This is a genomic window from Bacteroidota bacterium, from assembly GCA_016722565.1.
Lineage (GTDB): Bacteria > Bacteroidota > Bacteroidia > 2-12-FULL-35-15 > 2-12-FULL-35-15 > 2-12-FULL-35-15.
Genome location: JADKIU010000003.1, coordinates 244557 through 260919, shown reverse-complemented (window position 1 = coordinate 260919; position 16363 = coordinate 244557). Strand labels below are relative to the sequence as shown.

The window sequence follows — 16363 nt, the reverse complement described above, 5'->3', positions numbered from 1 at the left end:
AAATAAAAATAACCATTTATTGTGTAATTTGCAATTGTCAATCCCAATTTTTATGTCAGATAAGAATTTTACCATTTATAAGTCATCAGCCGGTTCGGGCAAGACGTTTACCTTGGTGAAAGAATATCTGGCGCTTGCTTTAAATGATGAAGCTGATCCACCACAAGCCTATCGGCATATTTTAGCAGTTACCTTTACCAATAAAGCCGCTTCAGAAATGAAGGAAAGGATTATTAAAGCCTTAAAGGAACTTTCAGAAGAAGATTACGGACAGGTTTCGGGTGGAACCAAAACATTGTTGATTGAATTAAAAAAGCACAAACAATTAAATAAATCAAAGGCATTGGATGATACCATTATCCGTAAACGTGCTCAACGGGTGATTACAGCCATTCTTCATAATTATTCTGATTTTGCCATCGGTACCATTGATAGTTTTGTGCATAAAGTGGTACGTACCTTCGCGTTCGATTTAAAAATTCCAATGAGTTTTGAAATCGAGATGGATGATGATAAACTACTGACACAAGCCATCGACTTATTGTTAGCGCAAATAGGGAATGATGAACGACTAACCAAAGCATTGGTGGAGTTTACCGAAAGCAAAACTGATGATGAAAAAAGCTGGCACATTGAAAACGATTTGAAAGAGTTTGCAAAAAACTTATTGAACGAAGATGGTGCTGTTCATATCGAAAAGCTCAAACATTTAAGTGTTGATGATTTTTTTGGAATCAAAGAGGTGTTAGCGAAAGAGATAAAATTGTTTGAAACAGCTGTTTCTACTGCAGCTCAAAAGGGCGCGGATACGATTAAAAAGGTCGGACTTACATCCAAAGATTTTTATTACGGTGATAAAGGAATTGCGGCATACTTCGAAAAACTTGCCGGAGGAAGAATGGACTATATTCAACCAAACACCTATGTGCAGGCAACCGCAGGAGATGATAAGTGGGCAGGTGGAAAAGTTACAGGTGAAACCAAATCCGCAATTGAGGGAATTAAACCTGTTTTGTTGGATTGCTTTGTAAACATTCAACAATTAAAAGACGAATCGTATGCGAATTATATTTTGTTTTCACTCATCAACAAAAGCATTTATTCTCTGGCTGTTTTAAATGAAATTGAAAAACTATTAACGGAATATAAAACACAAAATAATATTCTTCACATTTCGGAATTCAATAAGATGATTGCCAAAATTGTGTTGAATGAGCCAATTCCATTTATATATGAGCGATTGGGTGAACGTTACAATAATTATTTGATTGATGAGTTTCAGGATACTTCCGTTTTGCAATTTCAAAATTTATTGCCCCTGATTGATAACTCCCTGGCGAACGGTCATTTTACAATGTTGGTGGGTGATGGAAAGCAAGCCATTTACAGGTGGCGCGGTGGGGAAGTAGAACAATTTGCAATGTTACCGAATGTTTTTAAGCACAATAACAATCCTTTGGTGTTGGAGCGGGAGGAAGCGTTAATTCGAAATCACATTCCCGAAGTACTGGATAAAAATTATCGCAGTAAACGAGAAGTAATTGAATTTAATAATTCTGTTTTTCGTGTGTTGTCTGAAAAATTAAATCAAAAATTTTTAACAATTTACGAAGGGCTGGAACAAGGTTTTAATCCTGATAATACAGGCGGATTTGTGCAGGTGGAATTTATTGAAGGGGAGAAAGATGTGTATCGGGAGCAAAATAAAAACGCACCTTGGAGTTGATCCATCAATTGATTGCGGATAATTATTTGCTCAAAGATATTTCAATTCTTGTTCGTAAAAATACAGATGGAAGTGATGTTGCAAATTATCTGACAGAAAATGGAATTGATGTTATTTCATCTGACTCTTTGTTATTGAGTAATTCAGCAGAAATTAATTTTTTACATTCTTTATTGAAATATTTGGCCAACACAGCTGATACGATTATTCAAACAGAGATTGTGGAATATTTGGTCGCTTCTAAATTTGTGACTTCCATTACTTTGCCGGAAGTGCTTCAGAACCGAATCGGGGTGAGTAGTATTTTGAAAAACGAAGGCGTTGAATTTAGCGTGACACAACTTTCGAAAATGGCGTTGTATGAATTGTGTGAAGAGTTGATTCGTTTATTTAAACTGAACGCTACTCCCAATGCTTATATTCAACTCTTTTTGGATGAAGTATTGAACTACAGTATCAAGAAAAATAACAATCTGAATGATTTTATAGAGTATTGGGAAGATAAAAAGCAAAAAGCATCCTTGATTATTCCGCAAGGAATGAATGCGGTGAACATTATGACCATTCACCGTTCCAAAGGATTGGAATTTCCTGTCGTGATCTTGCCTTTTTCCAACACGGAAACAAAAAATGGTAAAAAGAATCTTTGGATTGATTTGGCAAATGAAAAACTACCGAATCTTCCATCTGCGATAGTGCCAACCAATCAAAAGTTAGAAGAAACGATTTATTCGGATTTATATCAGGATGAAAAAGCAAATCGATGTTGGATAACTTAAATGTATTGTATGTTGGTTTTACACGTGCCGAAGAGCGCTTATATGTTTTGTCGGGTATGCCTGGCAGAAACCCGGATAAGTGTGGATCAGTATCGGATATGATGGCACATTATTATATGACAAAGGGAGAGTGGCAAGAAGGCAAGTTACTCTATTCGTTTGGTGAAGCTGTGAAGCATAAGCAAAATTTAAAAGACAAACAAACTTCCAGCTTTGAGTTGGTGACCTTTAATTCCAGCCGCTGGCGTGAGAGCATTAAAATGCGTGCTGCTGCCCCAAGCATCTGGAATACGAATATGGCCGAAGTGAAAAAAGATTATGGAAATGTGGTGCATACCGCATTGGCAAAAGTAAAAGTGCCGGAAGATGTGGATGTATCGTTGACTGCGATGTGTGCAGAAGGATTAATTACCGTTGAAGAAAAAGATGTTTTAAAAATAACGCTGACTACCATTTTGAATTTACCGAAGTTAAAACCGCTTTTTGCAAAAGGCTTAATTGTAAAAAACGAAGCCGAAATTGTGACTTCTTCCGGTGAACTCTATCGCCCGGATCGAGTAGTGATTGATGGAAAAAAGGCGGTCATCATTGATTACAAAACCGGAGAAGAGCGTAAAAAACACAAAGAACAAATCATTGGCTACTCCGATTTACTTTCGGAAATGGGTTACATTGTTACCGATCGATTGCTTGTTTATATCGAGTCGGAAAAAGTGGTCTCCATATAATTCCATTCAAAAAGAGTAAGAAGTTTTGATAATTTGAGATCCATGCTTCAATTGTTGTGTTTCTTTTAAACGGGACGTTCATTTATGCCTTTTGTCCCTAAAAATCACCATTTAACAAAATCATTTTGTCATCTTGATGTTTTAAGGTAAATTCGTTCTCAAATTCAAAAAAAACATGCAAAACATTCTAAAACTTTCGTTACTTGTTTCGACAATAACACTTGCATCCTGTGGTGGAGATGCTAAAAAAGACGAAGCTGCTAAAGCTCCGAATACCGGTATTGATGTTAAAAACATTGATAGTACTGCTAAACCGGTAGACGATTTCTATCAGTTTGTGAACGGCAATTGGCTGAAAAATAATCCTATTCCTGAATCAGAAAGCCGTTGGGGAAGTTTTAATGAGTTAATGGAGAAAAATCTGGCGAAGTTGAAAGCGATTTTGGACGATGCTGCAAATGATAAAGCAGCAACTGCCGGCAGCAACAAACAAAAAATCGGTGATTTTTATTCGGTTGCAAACGACTCTGTTAAATTAAATGCTGACGGTATTGCTCCGTTAAAGGAAGAGTTTGCTGCAATTGAAAGTATTAAAACATCTGATGATTTGATCAAAGCTGTTGCACATCTTCATACGATTGGCGTGGGTGCAATGTTTGGCGGATATATCGGACAAGATCCGAAAATCAGTACTGAGATTATTACTCAAATCGGTCAAGGTGGTATTTCATTGCCGGACAGAGATTATTATACCAATACCGATGAACGTACTATTGGTATTCAAAATGCATTTAAAAAACACGTAGCAAATATGTTTGTGCTTTTAGGGGATAAACCAGAAGTGGCAGAAAAAAATGCGAAAGTGATTTATGGCATCGAAACCAATTTGGCAAAAGCATCGATGACAAAAATCGATATGCGCAACCCGGAATTGATGTACAATAAAAAAACAGTAAAAGAATTGGCAGCTTTGACTCCCAACTTTAACTGGGGACTTTATTTCGAATCCACACAAATCAAAGGAATTGAAAATGTAATTGTGGGACAGCCTGAATTTTTTAAAGCGCTAAACGGTGCATTAAAATCTGTTTCTATCAACGATTGGAAAACATACTTGCGTTGGGGCTTAATTGATCAAACAGCAAGTAAATTGAGTGATAATGTGGTAAATGAACATTTTGATTTTTATGGCAAAACATTGTTAGGAATTCCTGCATTGAAACCGCGTTGGAAACGTGCTTTTGAAGCTACAGATGCAGCTTTGGGTGATGCACTTGGACAAGTATTTGTTGAAAAGCATTTTACACAAGAGAGTAAAAATCGTGTTGCTGAAATGGTGAAAAATTTAATTGCTGCCTACCGTGTGCGTATTGCAAGTCGTGATTGGATGAGCGAAGAAACTAAAAAAGCGGCTAACTTGAAATTGGATAAAGTAATGTTGAAGTTAGGGTATCCGGATAAATGGAAAGACTACTCTTCATTAGACATCAAACGCGATTCATATGTTCAGAATTTTATGCGTGCAAATACGTATGCTTTCAAACAAATGGTGGATAAATTGGGCAAACCGGTTGATCGCACAGAGTGGGGAATGACACCTCCTACAATCAATGCGTATTACAATCCTTCTATGAACGAAATCGTTTTCCCTGCAGGAATCATGCAACCGATTTTCTTTAACCCGGATGCGGATGATGCTGTGAATTATGGTTGTATGGGTGCAATCATCGGGCATGAATTAACACATGGTTTTGATGATGAAGGTGCGCAATTTGATGCGGATGGAAACTTGAAAAACTGGTGGACAGATGCTGATAAAGCAAACTTCAAAAAGAAAACAGATATGTTGATTAATCAATTCAACAGCTATATTGCAATTGATAGTATGCACGTGAGAGGAGAATTAACATTGGGTGAAAATATCGCGGATTTGGGTGGTTTAACCATTTCTTATTATGCTTTGAAAAAATCAATGGAAGGCAAACCTGTTCCTGAGAAAATTGATGGCTTTACTGCTGAGCAACGTTTCTTTATGTCGTGGGCACAAGGTTGGAGAGGAAATATGCGTCCAGAGTTCTTAAAGAACATGGTGCAAACGAATCCTCACTCTCCAGGAAACTTCCGTGGAAACGGACCATTGAGTAATATGCAAGAATTTTATGATGCCTTTGGCGTTAAAGAAGGTGATAAGATGTATCGTCCGAAAGCTGAAAGAGCTGAGATCTGGTAATGAAATATTGTTTGTGAATGAAAAAGACCTTGTTGCTATTTAACAAGGTCTTTTTTTTGTTCATATTCTGTTTCTGTTATCACTTCCCAATTATCTTTATAATCAAATGTCATATCCTGCATGAAATTTCTATCCGGTAGAATTTTCACAGTAAAGGTATTTAAGATGTACCTACTTCCGATGATTTGAATTTCTTCCCATTCGGTAGGAGAAACGATTTTAAAGAACGATTTGTTGTTTAAATATTTCCGGTATTGCGGATAGCTTGTTTCCATAGATTAAAAGTCAGGGCAGTCGGTCGCTTTCTTTTTCCCGATTCGTAATTTTCTTACAGCTGCTTTTCGTTGTTGTTTTTGTTGGCTGCTTTTTGCTGCTTCTGCTTGTTTTTCTTTTTTAAGGGTTGCAGCAGTTTTTTCTTTTCCTTTTCCTGATGCCTTTGCCGCAGAAGGAGTTGCTTCGTTTGCAGCGGTAGGTATTTCTGCCGTTTTTGTAGCCGTTTCTTTTTCAGTTTCTGGCGTTGTTTTGTTTTCTTCTTCTGTTAAAATAGCCTTTTTAGCCTCTTCCTCGTTTACCGGGGTACGGATAGCTTTGCTGGAGGTATTTTTTTGTTCGGGAACAGTTGCTACTCGTTTCTCAGCTTTTGCTGGTGCTGCTTTTGCAGGCGCTGAATATGCTCTTCCACGTTTAGAAATTGTTGTTGATGCTGTATTTTTTGCATAAATGCTTTGATATTTAGGTTTGCTGAAATCGGAGGTGTTGTCAGCAGCAGAGCGCTTACTCAATGCCGCATAATTGGTGCTTGTTTTTGCTTGTTTTTTGTTCCAACTTGGACAAGCATCGGATTGTGCTGACAAAGTAGTTGTACTAACAATTGTTGCAAAAACGAAAAGGAAGAATGATGATTTGCTCATAATTGTAAGGTTTTAGGAATTCGTGAATACTTACTAAATGTCGATTGAATTCATATAACGTGCCAATATTACCAATTAGTATTTTTATATTTACATTTTATAAGAATAATTTTAGAAAAGGTCATTCATGCAGTCATTCCTCGAAAAAACGGTCGATTATCTTCACCAGAAATATGGTGATGATATCAGCGAATTATGCATTGTATTACCTAACCGAAGAGCTGGGTTGTTTCTCAAAACGCATTTTTCTAAAAAACTAAAAAAAACATTCTGGAGTCCGGAGATACTGGCAACCGAAGATTTTGTGTCGGTATTAGCCGAGCTGGAAGTGGCGGATTCTACAACTTTGCTTTTTGAATTGTATGAAACCGTAAAAACGATTGGCAAAAGAGAAATTGAAACGTTTGACGAATTCAGCAAATGGGGACAGATACTTTTAAGTGATTTTAATGAATTGGACAGATATCTGGTCGATTCCAAGCAATTGTTCGGAAATCTGAAAGATATAAAAGAGTTGGAAGCCTGGAGCTTAAACTCCGAAGAAACGCTCACAGATTTTCAAAAGCAATACCTTGAATTTTGGAAATTGTTGGGTGAATATTACGAGCATTTTACAAAACGCTTGTTAGAACAGCATCAGGCATATCAAGGCTTAGCGTATCGCATAGTGGCGGATTGTGTGGAGGAGCGTGTTGGTAAATATCCTTGGAAGAAGATAATTTTTGCAGGATTTAATGCCCTCAACAAAGCCGAAGAAGAGATCATTGAAAAGTTACTCAATGCGGATAAAGCAGAAATTATTTGGGATACTGATTCTTATTATGTCAATAATGTAAATCAGGAGGCAGGTCGATTCATTCGCAAATACAAACAATCCGGTAAATTTTCGAAAGCACTTCCAAGTGATACATCGATAAAAAATATTACCATAGAGGAAACGTTGTTGTCTGCCGAGCAGAAATCGATTACTGTTATCGGTGCTGCAAAAAACATTGCACAGGCAAAGGTTGCAGGAAGTTTAATTAATGAAATAAAAAAAACAGATCCGCTTTTGCAAGAAACCGCAATTGTTTTGGCGGATGAGAATTTATTATTTCCTGTTTTGCATTCTTTACCCGAAAATTTAAAGGATATCAACGTCACGATGGGATATCCTCTTAAAAACACTCCTGTTGCAGGCTATTTTGATTTGATTTTTGCAATGCATGAAACCGGACTGAAATTAGCACAAGGGAAATCAAACTATAGTTTTTACCATAGCGATATTATTAAGCTACTTAGTCACGCATACAGTGCAACCGCCCTGGGAGTAGTGTCGGCAAATTATCCATTACGAAAAGTGTTATTGGCTTTACAACAGCGAAATATTGTTTTTGCTAATCTTAAAATGCTCAAAGGGCTTTTTGTTGAGTTTGACTGTGAGAAAGAATATGATGTGATCAGTGGTTTGTTTAAACACTGGGAAACACCTGCTGATGCAATCGCTTGTGTACATTATACGATCGAAATATTAAAAGATGGAATTGTATTACAACAGGGCGATGTGGAAGAGAATAAAGCCAGTTTGGAATTAGAATATTTGTTTGCTTTTACCAAAATTATTAAACGCATTCAAGTGTTGATGGAGCAATATCCTGAATCAGTGGGTGATTTAAAAACGTTTAGAAGCTTGGTGAATCAAATTGTACGTACCAGTACATTGCCCTTTTATGGGGAGCCGCTCTTGGGTTTACAAGTGATGGGGATGTTGGAAACTCGTACTTTGGATTTCAAAAATGTGATTTTGCTTTCCTGCAATGAAGATATTTTACCATCCGGGAAAGCGGTAAATTCTTTTATACCTTTTGAATTGAAGCGGGTGTTCGGTTTACCCACGTATGGCGATAAAGATTCGATTTTTTCATATCACTTTTACCGTTTATTGCAAAGAGCTACAAACATTCATCTGTTGTACAATACCGAAAGTGATGCATTGGGAAGCGGGGAGAAGAGTCGTTTTTTAACGCAATTAATTTATGAGCTTCCGAAAGTAAATCCCAATGTTACAATCACCGAAACGTTGGTGAGTATCCCGATTATTAATAATGGTATTGAAAATGTAATTTCGATCGAAAAGTCGGAGGCGATTCGAGAAAAATTGAAAGCGAAAGCGGAGTATGGTTTTTCACCTTCGTTGTTAAACATTTATCGGAATTGTTCCCTGCAATTTTATTTTCATGCCATTGCAGGCTTAAAAGAGGCTGATGAGATTGAAGAAACCATTGGTGCAGATACCTTAGGGAATGTGATTCATGAGGCACTGGAATCTTTTTACAAACCGTTTGTCGGCAAGAAAATTCAAGAAGCAGATATCAAGGAAATGAAAAAGCTGGTGGAGTCAACCACCATTACCTTGTTTAAAAAAGAATTCAGTGATACCGAAGTTAATTTTGGAAAAAACCTATTGACCATTAAAGTGGCGCTGAAGTTCATTCATAATTTTTTAGATGCTGAAATTAAAAATATTCAGTTAGCAGAAAAAAATGCAACTCCTATTATCATTAAAGCATTAGAAACAGAATTGGAAAGTGTACTTTCAATAGCCGGACAAGAAGTTAAGATAAAAGGAAAAGCCGATCGGGTAGATAGCGTAGGTAGTTTAACACGTATTGTCGATTATAAAACAGGTATTGCAGATAATAAGGAATTGAAATTTGATGAATGGGATGAACTGCGAACGAATACAACATTGGCAAAAAGTTTTCAGCTACTAACGTATGCATGGTTGTACCAAAAGATGAATCCTGCAATTCAGGAGAACATTGTTTCAGGAATTATAACCTTCAGAGAGTTGAGTGCCGGATTAAAAACTGTGAAAGTAAATGAGTCGGCAAGCCTCAACATTAACGTATTGGCAGAATACGAAAAACAATTGGTCGTTTTAATGACTGAAATTTTTGATGGAGAACACCCGTTTGTTCAAACAAAGGAAAAAGACCATTGTGAATATTGCGCATTTAAAGGCGTGTGTAATCGTTAGTGATTACTTTGGAATATGTTTTCCTCTCGTTCCATTTAATCTTTCTTTATAATCTTGCCGTTGCTCTAATGGAATAAAATTAGTTGCTTTGGTAATGTTTGTGTCAATTGATAATTCAATTTTCATCTCCTCTCGGATGCTATCATAGATGATAGGTAAGAAATAGATTTCTTCTTTTAAATTTTTCTTAGCAAATTTTTGAAGCATTGCACATTGAAATGGATCGGTGGCGACTGCAATGGTTTTAAATCCCATTTTTTTTGCTTGAAAATAGCTGTAAAACAGGTTTTCGGTGCTGTGTTCGGCAATGGTATCAATTAGAATATGTTCACTTTTTATGTTTAGTTGTTTTGCATACAACGCCATGGACGGGCCTTCTTTCCAAACGGTATAAACTGCATTTCCTGAGTAAAGTACATTGCTTGCAATCCCTTTTTTATAAAGAAAGCTGGACCAAATAATGCGTGCTTTGAGAAGCGTATCCCATTGCCCTTTGTATAAGGGTAAGCCGGGGACGATAATTACATCAATAGGTTTGATTTGTTCAACACTTTTATAATGCTTGTTCTGACGCGTACCAAAAAAGATACACGACTGAAATAAGAAAAGAAAGAAGATGAATCCGATTCGTCTCATGTGGTCGTCTTCTTTTGCTTTTTAATTAGAAATGTGTATTGAAAGCCAATACTAAAAATAAAAACCGGACTAAATTTAGTATATCGAATGTCGATTTCTTTAGAGTAAGGAATCATAAATTGCCCTTCCAGAATAACAGATACGTTTCTAATCCCGACTTTATTCGTTATACATGGTTCGAGTAAGTACAAACTTTTATTGTAAAATTCCTTGTTAACAATATAAACAGGATTGTTCATCAATTGGGTGCTGTCGGCATTTAATTCACGGTAAATGTACTTTTTATAATCTATGTAGGAGGTGCGACAAGAAAGTGCAAAGGAGTAGTTAATTTTGTAAATCTCCATTTTCCCGAAATAGCCGAATGATGGTTGAATAAAATATTTGTTGTAACGGCCGATAGTCTCGTAGTTGGATTTGTCTTCTTTAAATAAGTTGATCCAAACGCTTTTTTGTTGTAAGGAGTTGTTGGTGTAATTTCCTCCAGCAAGGAGTTCATATCGCCATTTTGCTTCATTTTTTGAATATCCGTGAACACCTATCAGTCCTTCGTAAATGGCTAAGCCTTTTCCATAACTGCCATTCACTCCGATTGAAAAATGTTTGATAGGGTTCATGCCGGCTAATAGTTCGACATGGTTGGTTCCCACATATCCGATGGCTTGCACCTGTTTTTGCTCGTTGAAAAGTTGCACATTCCCAACGGTAGGTACGTATACCGATCGAACAGCACAGCCGGAAAGGAGGGTAATGAAAGAAAGCAACAACACTTTCAAAACAACAAATGAAGAAATCCCACGTTTCATAGATTCTCAAATGTAACTTTTATTGATAAATCTTCAAAATTAAAGGTTACTGTATCTTTCTTACATTTACTGCATTATTAAACTAAACTAATTTGTACCGGTGAGCTCTCATCATAAATCGGATATCGAAATTCAGCAGGAATTGCAGCAAATAAATGCTGCTAAAGAAAATTCAGCGCGTTTTGGTGTCTTGTACGATAAATATTATAAATCGATTTTCGTATTTATTTATCGCAGAACGGAAGACGAAGAGCTAACGGCTGATATCACATCACAGGTTTTTTTAAAAGCACTCATTAATCTGAAGCAATACGAATATAAAGGAGTTCCATTTTCTGCCTGGTTATTCAGAATTGCCTTTAATGAAATTAATATGTATTTTAGAAAAAATAATGCAAATAGGGTGGTAAGCTTGGATCAAAACGGGATTTTGCAGATTGCTCAGGAAACCGACTTGGAGGAAAATGCAGAAGGAATTAAACAAATGATGAGTGCATTAAAAGGATTAGAAGAAAATGAAGTTCAATTAATAGAGCTTCGTTTTTTCGAAAAACGTTCTTTTGCTGAAGTCGGTGCGATTATTGGTATTACTGAGAACAATGCGAAAGTGAAAGTCTATCGCATTTTAGATAAATTAAAAAAAGTGTTGAGCAAGAAATAATGTCGAACTTGAAATTCAATATTGATAGACCCGATTTGCCGGACGAGCAAATCAACAAGCATAAAGATTTTAAGAAGTTGATGTATAATTATCAGTCAGCTACAAAGCCTTTGTACAAAACACCGCTTTATAAAAACAAAAAGGTGTTCATTGTTATTTTGTTGATTTTGTTAGTCATGTTTGTGATTATTGAAGCCATGGAGAAAGAGGAAGGGAAGGAACCTGTGAAAGTGGAGAAAACAAAGTAATCTTATTCATGTCCTTGTTTCTTTAATTGCAATGACGACTCTGATGTACACAATTCTGGTAAGAACTACTCCGTAAATTTATATCCCACACTTCTGATGGAGTGGAAGTGAATCGGTTCCCGTTGATTTTTTTCAAAATATTTCCGAAAAGCAAGTATATAATTGTCGATTGTGCGTGATGATGGATAGGCATCCTTCCCCCAAACGGAGTCCAGAATTTCTTCTCGTGAAACGACTTCTCCCTTACGTTCAATTAATAGTTTTAAGAGCGCAATTTCTTTTTTGCTGATCTCTGACTTGCCGCTTACTCCGGTAATTTCATAGGTGATAAAATTCACCATATTATTACCAAACGTATAGGATTCAATCGTTTTTTCAGTTTCTTTTTGTTGGCTACCTCTTTTCACAAGTATCTGTATGCGCAGGAGCAATTCTTCCAGATTAAACGGTTTGGTGAGATAGTCATCTGCGCCCAATTTCAACCCTTGAATTTTATCGGAGCTAGAGCCTTTGGCCGTTAGAAACAGAATGGGCACTTTGCTGTTTTCTTTCCGGATTTGCTCACAAACGTCAAATCCATTCATTTCGGGCAGCATCACATCCAGAATAATCAGGCTGAAATTGTAATTTCGGAAGGTTTTAAGCGCATCTAAGCCATTGGAGGCGGTAGATACGTCATATCCTTCCAATTCCAGGTTTAAGCGGATGGTTTGAAGCAAATGCTCTTCGTCTTCAACTAATAAAATGCGCTTTTGGCTCATACGGGTACAAAGATAAAACAAAAACTTTCTATGCTTGTTAATAAAGTGGACAAAGCGTAAATTTGTACCCTAAATTATTCTCATGTCAGCACAAGCCATTTCTTCCCTTTTATTGGATTCCAAACTTTCCAACGATTTAAAAAAAATTGCCGAAAAAGTACTCGGGAATCAGCGCATAACGTTTGATGAAGGGGTGCTTTTGTATGAAAAAGGCGAATTGGGCTTTTTAGGAACATTGGCAAACTTTGTACGTGAGCAAAAAAATGGAAATAATGTGTATTTCAACAGAAACTTCCATATCGAACCGACCAATATTTGTGTATTCGATTGTAAATTTTGCTCCTATTCCCGTTTATTAAAGAATAAGGAAGAAGGTTGGGAATTGTCGGAAGCCGAAATTTTGGATAAAGTAAGAAGTTATGATGGCAAGCCAGTTACTGAAGTGCATATTGTGGGAGGAGTTCATCCGAAAATGGGGTTGATGTATTTTGCTGAACTGATAAAAAAAATAAAAGACATTCGACCTGATATCCATGTAAAAGCATTTACCGCTGTTGAATTGGATTATATGTGCAGAAAAGCGAAAGTGAGTTACGAAGAAGGTTTGAGAATTTTAAAAGACCATGGACAAAATTCTTTACCGGGAGGAGGAGCAGAAATTTTTGATGAAACCATCCGTAAAGAAATTTGTGAAGATAAATGTACATCTGCTCAATGGTTAGAGATTCATGAAACAGCACATAAGCTCGGAATGCCTTCGAATGCAACCATGTTGTACGGCCATGTTGAAAAGTTTGAACATCGTATTGATCATATGAACCGTTTACGTGATTTGCAGGATAAAACAAAAGGGTTTAATACGTTCATTCCGCTTAAATTCAGAAATGGTGGCAATCAGATGAGTCATATTGCCGAATCAACTGTAATCGAAGATTTACGCAACTACGCTGTTTCACGTATTTTTATGGATAATTTCGGACATGTAAAAGCGTATTGGCCAATGATTGGAAGAACAACGGCTCAGTTATCGTTGGCATTTGGTGTGGATGATATTGACGGAACAATTGATGATACCACAAAAATTTATACCATGGCCGGTTCGGAAGAACAATCTCCGGCTTTAACAACACAACAACTGGTTGAATTGATCAAACAAGTTGGTCGCACACCCATTGAACGCGATACACTTTACAACGTGATAACGGATTATTCCAACTACGATTTTAGCAAAGAAGAAGTAACAGCCTAAGTTAAAAAAAGTCTGACGTTTTTACGTCAGACTTTTTTTTGAATAGATTATTGTTATGCGATTTTTAAGTTTTTGTGATATAAGAAATAGGATGCGAATGCAAATGCGAGAAACAGAAGAATCGGCATTGAAGCAGCTACGCCACTTGTTGCAGCAATGGAATACATGGCAGCAATTAAATCAAATACCAGTCCTGCATACGCCCATTCTTTAATTTTTGGAAATCCCGGAATAACAATCGCAATTGCTCCGAGTGCTTTTGCAATTCCTATAAACTGGATAAAATACAAAGGGTAACCCAAGTCTACAATAAACTTGATTACATCAGGAGTTAACAGAATGTCCGGAATAGCGCTAAAAAGCATAAATCCGGCAAACAATACTGTTACAATCCAATAAGCGATTTTTATCTTTTTCATAAAATATTTTTTAATGTTTGATTAATATTTAAGATTACCTAGTCACATAGTCACTTAGTCACTATACGTAAACATCCAGTTAATTCCATATTTATCGGTACAGCTGCCGAACAATGCTCCGAAAAACATATCCTGCATTTCCATATCTATTTTACCCCCTGCAGAAAGTTCATTGAAGAGTCGATACGTTTCTTCTCTCGATTCCGGTTCTACGTTGATATGCATATTGTTTCCAGTTACCAATTTGAATCCCATGCTTTCAGGTGCATCGGTTGCCATGATGGTGTGCCCTCCAGTAATTGGAAGTTCTACATGTATAATCAATTTTTTAAGTGAATCGTCCATCGGAGGAGCTCCCTCATTTCCTGCAACATCCTCAAAACGCTGCATTCCTTTTCCTGAAAATTCAGTTTTGAAAACACTTTTGTAAAAATTGAACGCTTCTTCGGTATTACCGTTAAAATTCAAATAACTACTGCTCCTTGCTTTTTTTGTAGTCTTGTTCTCTTTCATTAATCCAATTCTTGTTTTCAAATAATTTTCTAATTGACTGAATGTTCCACCAAATCCTTGTTCCATGCCTTCGTAAATTGCAACAAACGTGTTGATTTCTGATTCGGAAGCATTGTAAGGTTCACTTTGCATAAGTAGAGTCGTGATGCCATTATTTTCTGTCAACGAAATTTTACATAAAATTTCTTTAGGTACATCCATTCCTTCAAATGGCGGTTTGATGATTTCACCTTTTTCATTGGCGAATGAATTGATCCAAGTAATGCTGTTGGGTTTGTCAATTTCTTTGTATTTCATAATACCGTAATTGACTTGGTGACCTTTCATTTTGTAATGAAAAATTCCACCCACTTTGAAATCGAGTTGCATTACATCAATGGGTGCTTCAACAGGACCCCACCATTTTGCAAGTGCTTCCGGATTTGAAAAAGCTTCAAACACCATTGCTTTTGGTGCATTTAGTGTTTTTGTTATTGATAGTTTTTGTTTCGACTTATCCATTTGCTTCTGCGTATTTTTTAAAATTGTTTGCTATTGCCTGCCATCCGCCTTGTTGTAATTCTATTGAGTTTTCTGTTTCTGCTTCAAAGACAGTGACAATCTTTGTAGTATTACCCTCTTTGGAAAAGTTTGTCACACACGTTCTTCCATCATCCATCAGATACCCAATTTCTTCATTTGTTTTTACCGAAGTATACGTTCCTGTAAAGTCAAATCCGAAGCTACCATCTTTTGCTTCCATCCGAGAAAGAAACTTTCCGCCAACGCGTAAATCGTTTTCTGCTTTTGGAGTATGCCATTCGTCTGATGCAGTATTCCATTGCATGATATCTGTGGGTGTTGTCCAGATTTTCCACACCTTTTCTATAGGTTGGTTTACAGTTACTTCGACTGTGATTTTTTGTTTTGTTGTCATCTTTTATGTTTTTTAATTGTTTTCTTTTTACTTTTTACTCCCGATGGCAATTGGGATTCCATTTTCCCTTTTTCCTCCTGAAGTTCTTTCAAGTATACCTCCAAGGCATCCAGTTTTTCTTCCCAGAACTTTTTATACTGTTCCACCCAATTTGAAACTTCATTTAGTTTTTCAAATTTTGCTTCGCAATAGCGTTCTCTTCCTTTTTTCTTAATAATAATTAACCCGCATTCGGTTAAAATTTTGATATGTTTTGAAATGGCGGGTCGACTAATCTTAAATTGGTCGGCAACGGCATTTAGGTTTAAGGATTGGTGCGCAACCATGCCAATAATCTCTCTGCGTGTTGGGTCTGCTATGGCCTGAAATACGTCTCTTCTCATTTTCTGATTCTTAATATGTAACCAATCGGTTACAAATTTAGACAGATTTATTTAATTGTCAAGTTTTTAGAAGAAATTTTTCAGAAATGAAATGATTTGGGCAATCCTTATCTGGAATGTTTTTTTATCATTTTGAGTATTTCTGGTTCTCCCTCGGATTAAATGGAAGGGATTTTTGTAATTATTCGAGGTACTCGAAAAGTATGCTAAAATTTCCAGCACCAAATTATGGTAAGTTCATCCCTTTTGATTTAAAAGTTCAAATTAAGAATCAATTTTTGTCACTATTATGTGGGGGATTCGTCCCAAACCCTTTATTGTCAAGCAATTTTTCTTGTGGGTCAACGTAATTTTGCTTCAAACTTTTAAATCTAAAAA

17 protein-coding genes are annotated in these 16363 nt (G+C 36.5%); 8 read left to right on the top strand and 9 right to left on the bottom strand.

The features are described 5' to 3' along the window. Positions 1 to 52: 52 nt before the first annotated feature. From IPP64_12315 to IPP64_12300, 4 genes are all read left to right on the top strand, one after another. The gene (locus IPP64_12315; GenBank protein ID MBL0330172.1) at positions 53 to 1726 is read left to right on the top strand and encodes a UvrD-helicase domain-containing protein; all 1674 of its coding nucleotides are present in this window, start codon (positions 53 to 55) and stop codon (positions 1724 to 1726) included. Further along, positions 1717 to 2505: a hypothetical protein gene (locus IPP64_12310; GenBank protein MBL0330171.1), complete on the top strand. Its 789-nt coding sequence runs from the start codon at positions 1717 to 1719 to the stop codon at positions 2503 to 2505. The genes IPP64_12315 and IPP64_12310 overlap by 10 nt, the downstream gene beginning before the upstream one ends. Further along, entirely contained in the window at positions 2490 to 3233 is a 744-nt protein-coding gene (locus IPP64_12305; protein MBL0330170.1) for a hypothetical protein, read from the top strand. Before IPP64_12310 ends, IPP64_12305 begins: the two co-directional genes overlap by 16 nt. 175 nt (positions 3234 to 3408) lie before the next feature. Beyond that, entirely contained in the window at positions 3409 to 5463 is a 2055-nt protein-coding gene (locus IPP64_12300; protein ID MBL0330169.1) for a M13 family metallopeptidase, read from the top strand. Between the two features lie 35 nt (positions 5464 to 5498). Here the strand turns inward: IPP64_12300 and IPP64_12295 are convergent, their stop codons facing one another. Continuing rightward, the gene (locus IPP64_12295; GenBank protein ID MBL0330168.1) at positions 5499 to 5738 is read right to left on the bottom strand and encodes a hypothetical protein; all 240 of its coding nucleotides are present in this window, start codon (positions 5736 to 5738) and stop codon (positions 5499 to 5501) included. Positions 5739 to 5741: 3 nt separating this feature from the next. Further along, positions 5742 to 6374: a hypothetical protein gene (locus tag IPP64_12290; GenBank protein MBL0330167.1), complete on the bottom strand. Its 633-nt coding sequence runs from the start codon at positions 6372 to 6374 to the stop codon at positions 5742 to 5744. Positions 6375 to 6501: 127 nt separating this feature from the next. On the opposite strand from IPP64_12290, the gene IPP64_12285 reads away from it, so the two are divergent. After that, positions 6502 to 9393, top strand: coding sequence for a PD-(D/E)XK nuclease family protein (locus IPP64_12285; protein ID MBL0330166.1), 2892 nt, complete (start codon positions 6502 to 6504; stop codon positions 9391 to 9393). Positions 9394 to 9396: 3 nt separating this feature from the next. Here the strand turns inward: IPP64_12285 and IPP64_12280 are convergent, their stop codons facing one another. Continuing rightward, positions 9397 to 10029 (bottom strand): YdcF family protein, encoded by a 633-nt coding sequence (locus tag IPP64_12280; protein ID MBL0330165.1) that lies wholly within the window; start codon positions 10027 to 10029, stop codon positions 9397 to 9399. Further along, on the bottom strand, positions 10026 to 10835 hold the full coding sequence (locus IPP64_12275) for a hypothetical protein (protein ID MBL0330164.1): 810 nt from the start codon (positions 10833 to 10835) through the stop codon (positions 10026 to 10028). The genes IPP64_12280 and IPP64_12275 overlap by 4 nt, the downstream gene beginning before the upstream one ends. 100 nt (positions 10836 to 10935) lie before the next feature. Here IPP64_12275 and IPP64_12270 point away from each other — a divergent pair, with 100 nt between their 5' ends. After that, positions 10936 to 11496 (top strand): sigma-70 family RNA polymerase sigma factor, encoded by a 561-nt coding sequence (locus tag IPP64_12270; GenBank protein ID MBL0330163.1) that lies wholly within the window; start codon positions 10936 to 10938, stop codon positions 11494 to 11496. Further along, on the top strand, positions 11496 to 11744 hold the full coding sequence (locus IPP64_12265) for a hypothetical protein (protein ID MBL0330162.1): 249 nt from the start codon (positions 11496 to 11498) through the stop codon (positions 11742 to 11744). Before IPP64_12270 ends, IPP64_12265 begins: the two co-directional genes overlap by 1 nt. 65 nt (positions 11745 to 11809) lie before the next feature. Here the strand turns inward: IPP64_12265 and IPP64_12260 are convergent, their stop codons facing one another. After that, on the bottom strand, positions 11810 to 12505 hold the full coding sequence (locus tag IPP64_12260; GenBank protein ID MBL0330161.1) for a response regulator transcription factor: 696 nt from the start codon (positions 12503 to 12505) through the stop codon (positions 11810 to 11812). Positions 12506 to 12587: 82 nt separating this feature from the next. Here IPP64_12260 and mqnE point away from each other — a divergent pair, with 82 nt between their 5' ends. Continuing rightward, positions 12588 to 13754, top strand: coding sequence for an aminofutalosine synthase MqnE (gene mqnE, locus IPP64_12255; GenBank protein MBL0330160.1), 1167 nt, complete (start codon positions 12588 to 12590; stop codon positions 13752 to 13754). A gap of 53 nt (positions 13755 to 13807) precedes the next feature. Here the strand turns inward: mqnE and IPP64_12250 are convergent, their stop codons facing one another. Genes IPP64_12250 through IPP64_12235 form a run of 4 tightly spaced genes read right to left on the bottom strand, consistent with a single transcriptional unit; the run spans position 13808 to position 15985 of the window. Continuing rightward, positions 13808 to 14173, bottom strand: coding sequence for a DoxX family protein (locus IPP64_12250; GenBank protein MBL0330159.1), 366 nt, complete (start codon positions 14171 to 14173; stop codon positions 13808 to 13810). A gap of 54 nt (positions 14174 to 14227) precedes the next feature. Continuing rightward, positions 14228 to 15187, bottom strand: coding sequence for an SRPBCC domain-containing protein (locus tag IPP64_12245; GenBank protein ID MBL0330158.1), 960 nt, complete (start codon positions 15185 to 15187; stop codon positions 14228 to 14230). Further along, positions 15180 to 15602: an SRPBCC family protein gene (locus IPP64_12240; GenBank protein ID MBL0330157.1), complete on the bottom strand. Its 423-nt coding sequence runs from the start codon at positions 15600 to 15602 to the stop codon at positions 15180 to 15182. The genes IPP64_12245 and IPP64_12240 overlap by 8 nt, the downstream gene beginning before the upstream one ends. Further along, positions 15599 to 15985, bottom strand: coding sequence for a winged helix-turn-helix transcriptional regulator (locus IPP64_12235; protein ID MBL0330156.1), 387 nt, complete (start codon positions 15983 to 15985; stop codon positions 15599 to 15601). The genes IPP64_12240 and IPP64_12235 overlap by 4 nt, the downstream gene beginning before the upstream one ends. Between the last annotated feature and the right edge of the window lie 378 nt (positions 15986 to 16363).

Excerpts from the sequence above, each read along its gene's own strand:
- IPP64_12240 (MBL0330157.1), bottom strand. The coding sequence starts at position 15,602 with ATGACAACAAAACAAAAAATCACAGTCGAAGTAACTGTAAACCAACCT.
- IPP64_12245 (MBL0330158.1), bottom strand. The coding sequence starts at position 15,187 with ATGGATAAGTCGAAACAAAAACTATCAATAACAAAAACACTAAATGCA.
- mqnE (MBL0330160.1), top strand. The coding sequence starts at position 12,588 with ATGTCAGCACAAGCCATTTCTTCCCTTTTATTGGATTCCAAACTTTCC.
- IPP64_12305 (MBL0330170.1), top strand. The coding sequence starts at position 2,490 with ATGTTGGATAACTTAAATGTATTGTATGTTGGTTTTACACGTGCCGAA.
- IPP64_12295 (MBL0330168.1), bottom strand. The coding sequence starts at position 5,738 with ATGGAAACAAGCTATCCGCAATACCGGAAATATTTAAACAACAAATCG.
- IPP64_12250 (MBL0330159.1), bottom strand. The coding sequence starts at position 14,173 with ATGAAAAAGATAAAAATCGCTTATTGGATTGTAACAGTATTGTTTGCC.
- IPP64_12280 (MBL0330165.1), bottom strand. The coding sequence starts at position 10,029 with ATGAGACGAATCGGATTCATCTTCTTTCTTTTCTTATTTCAGTCGTGT.
- IPP64_12275 (MBL0330164.1), bottom strand. The coding sequence starts at position 10,835 with ATGAAACGTGGGATTTCTTCATTTGTTGTTTTGAAAGTGTTGTTGCTT.
- IPP64_12290 (MBL0330167.1), bottom strand. The coding sequence starts at position 6,374 with ATGAGCAAATCATCATTCTTCCTTTTCGTTTTTGCAACAATTGTTAGT.
- IPP64_12315 (MBL0330172.1), top strand. The coding sequence starts at position 53 with ATGTCAGATAAGAATTTTACCATTTATAAGTCATCAGCCGGTTCGGGC.
- IPP64_12260 (MBL0330161.1), bottom strand. The coding sequence starts at position 12,505 with ATGAGCCAAAAGCGCATTTTATTAGTTGAAGACGAAGAGCATTTGCTT.
- IPP64_12265 (MBL0330162.1), top strand. The coding sequence starts at position 11,496 with ATGTCGAACTTGAAATTCAATATTGATAGACCCGATTTGCCGGACGAG.
- IPP64_12300 (MBL0330169.1), top strand. The coding sequence starts at position 3,409 with ATGCAAAACATTCTAAAACTTTCGTTACTTGTTTCGACAATAACACTT.
- IPP64_12235 (MBL0330156.1), bottom strand. The coding sequence starts at position 15,985 with ATGAGAAGAGACGTATTTCAGGCCATAGCAGACCCAACACGCAGAGAG.
- IPP64_12285 (MBL0330166.1), top strand. The coding sequence starts at position 6,502 with ATGCAGTCATTCCTCGAAAAAACGGTCGATTATCTTCACCAGAAATAT.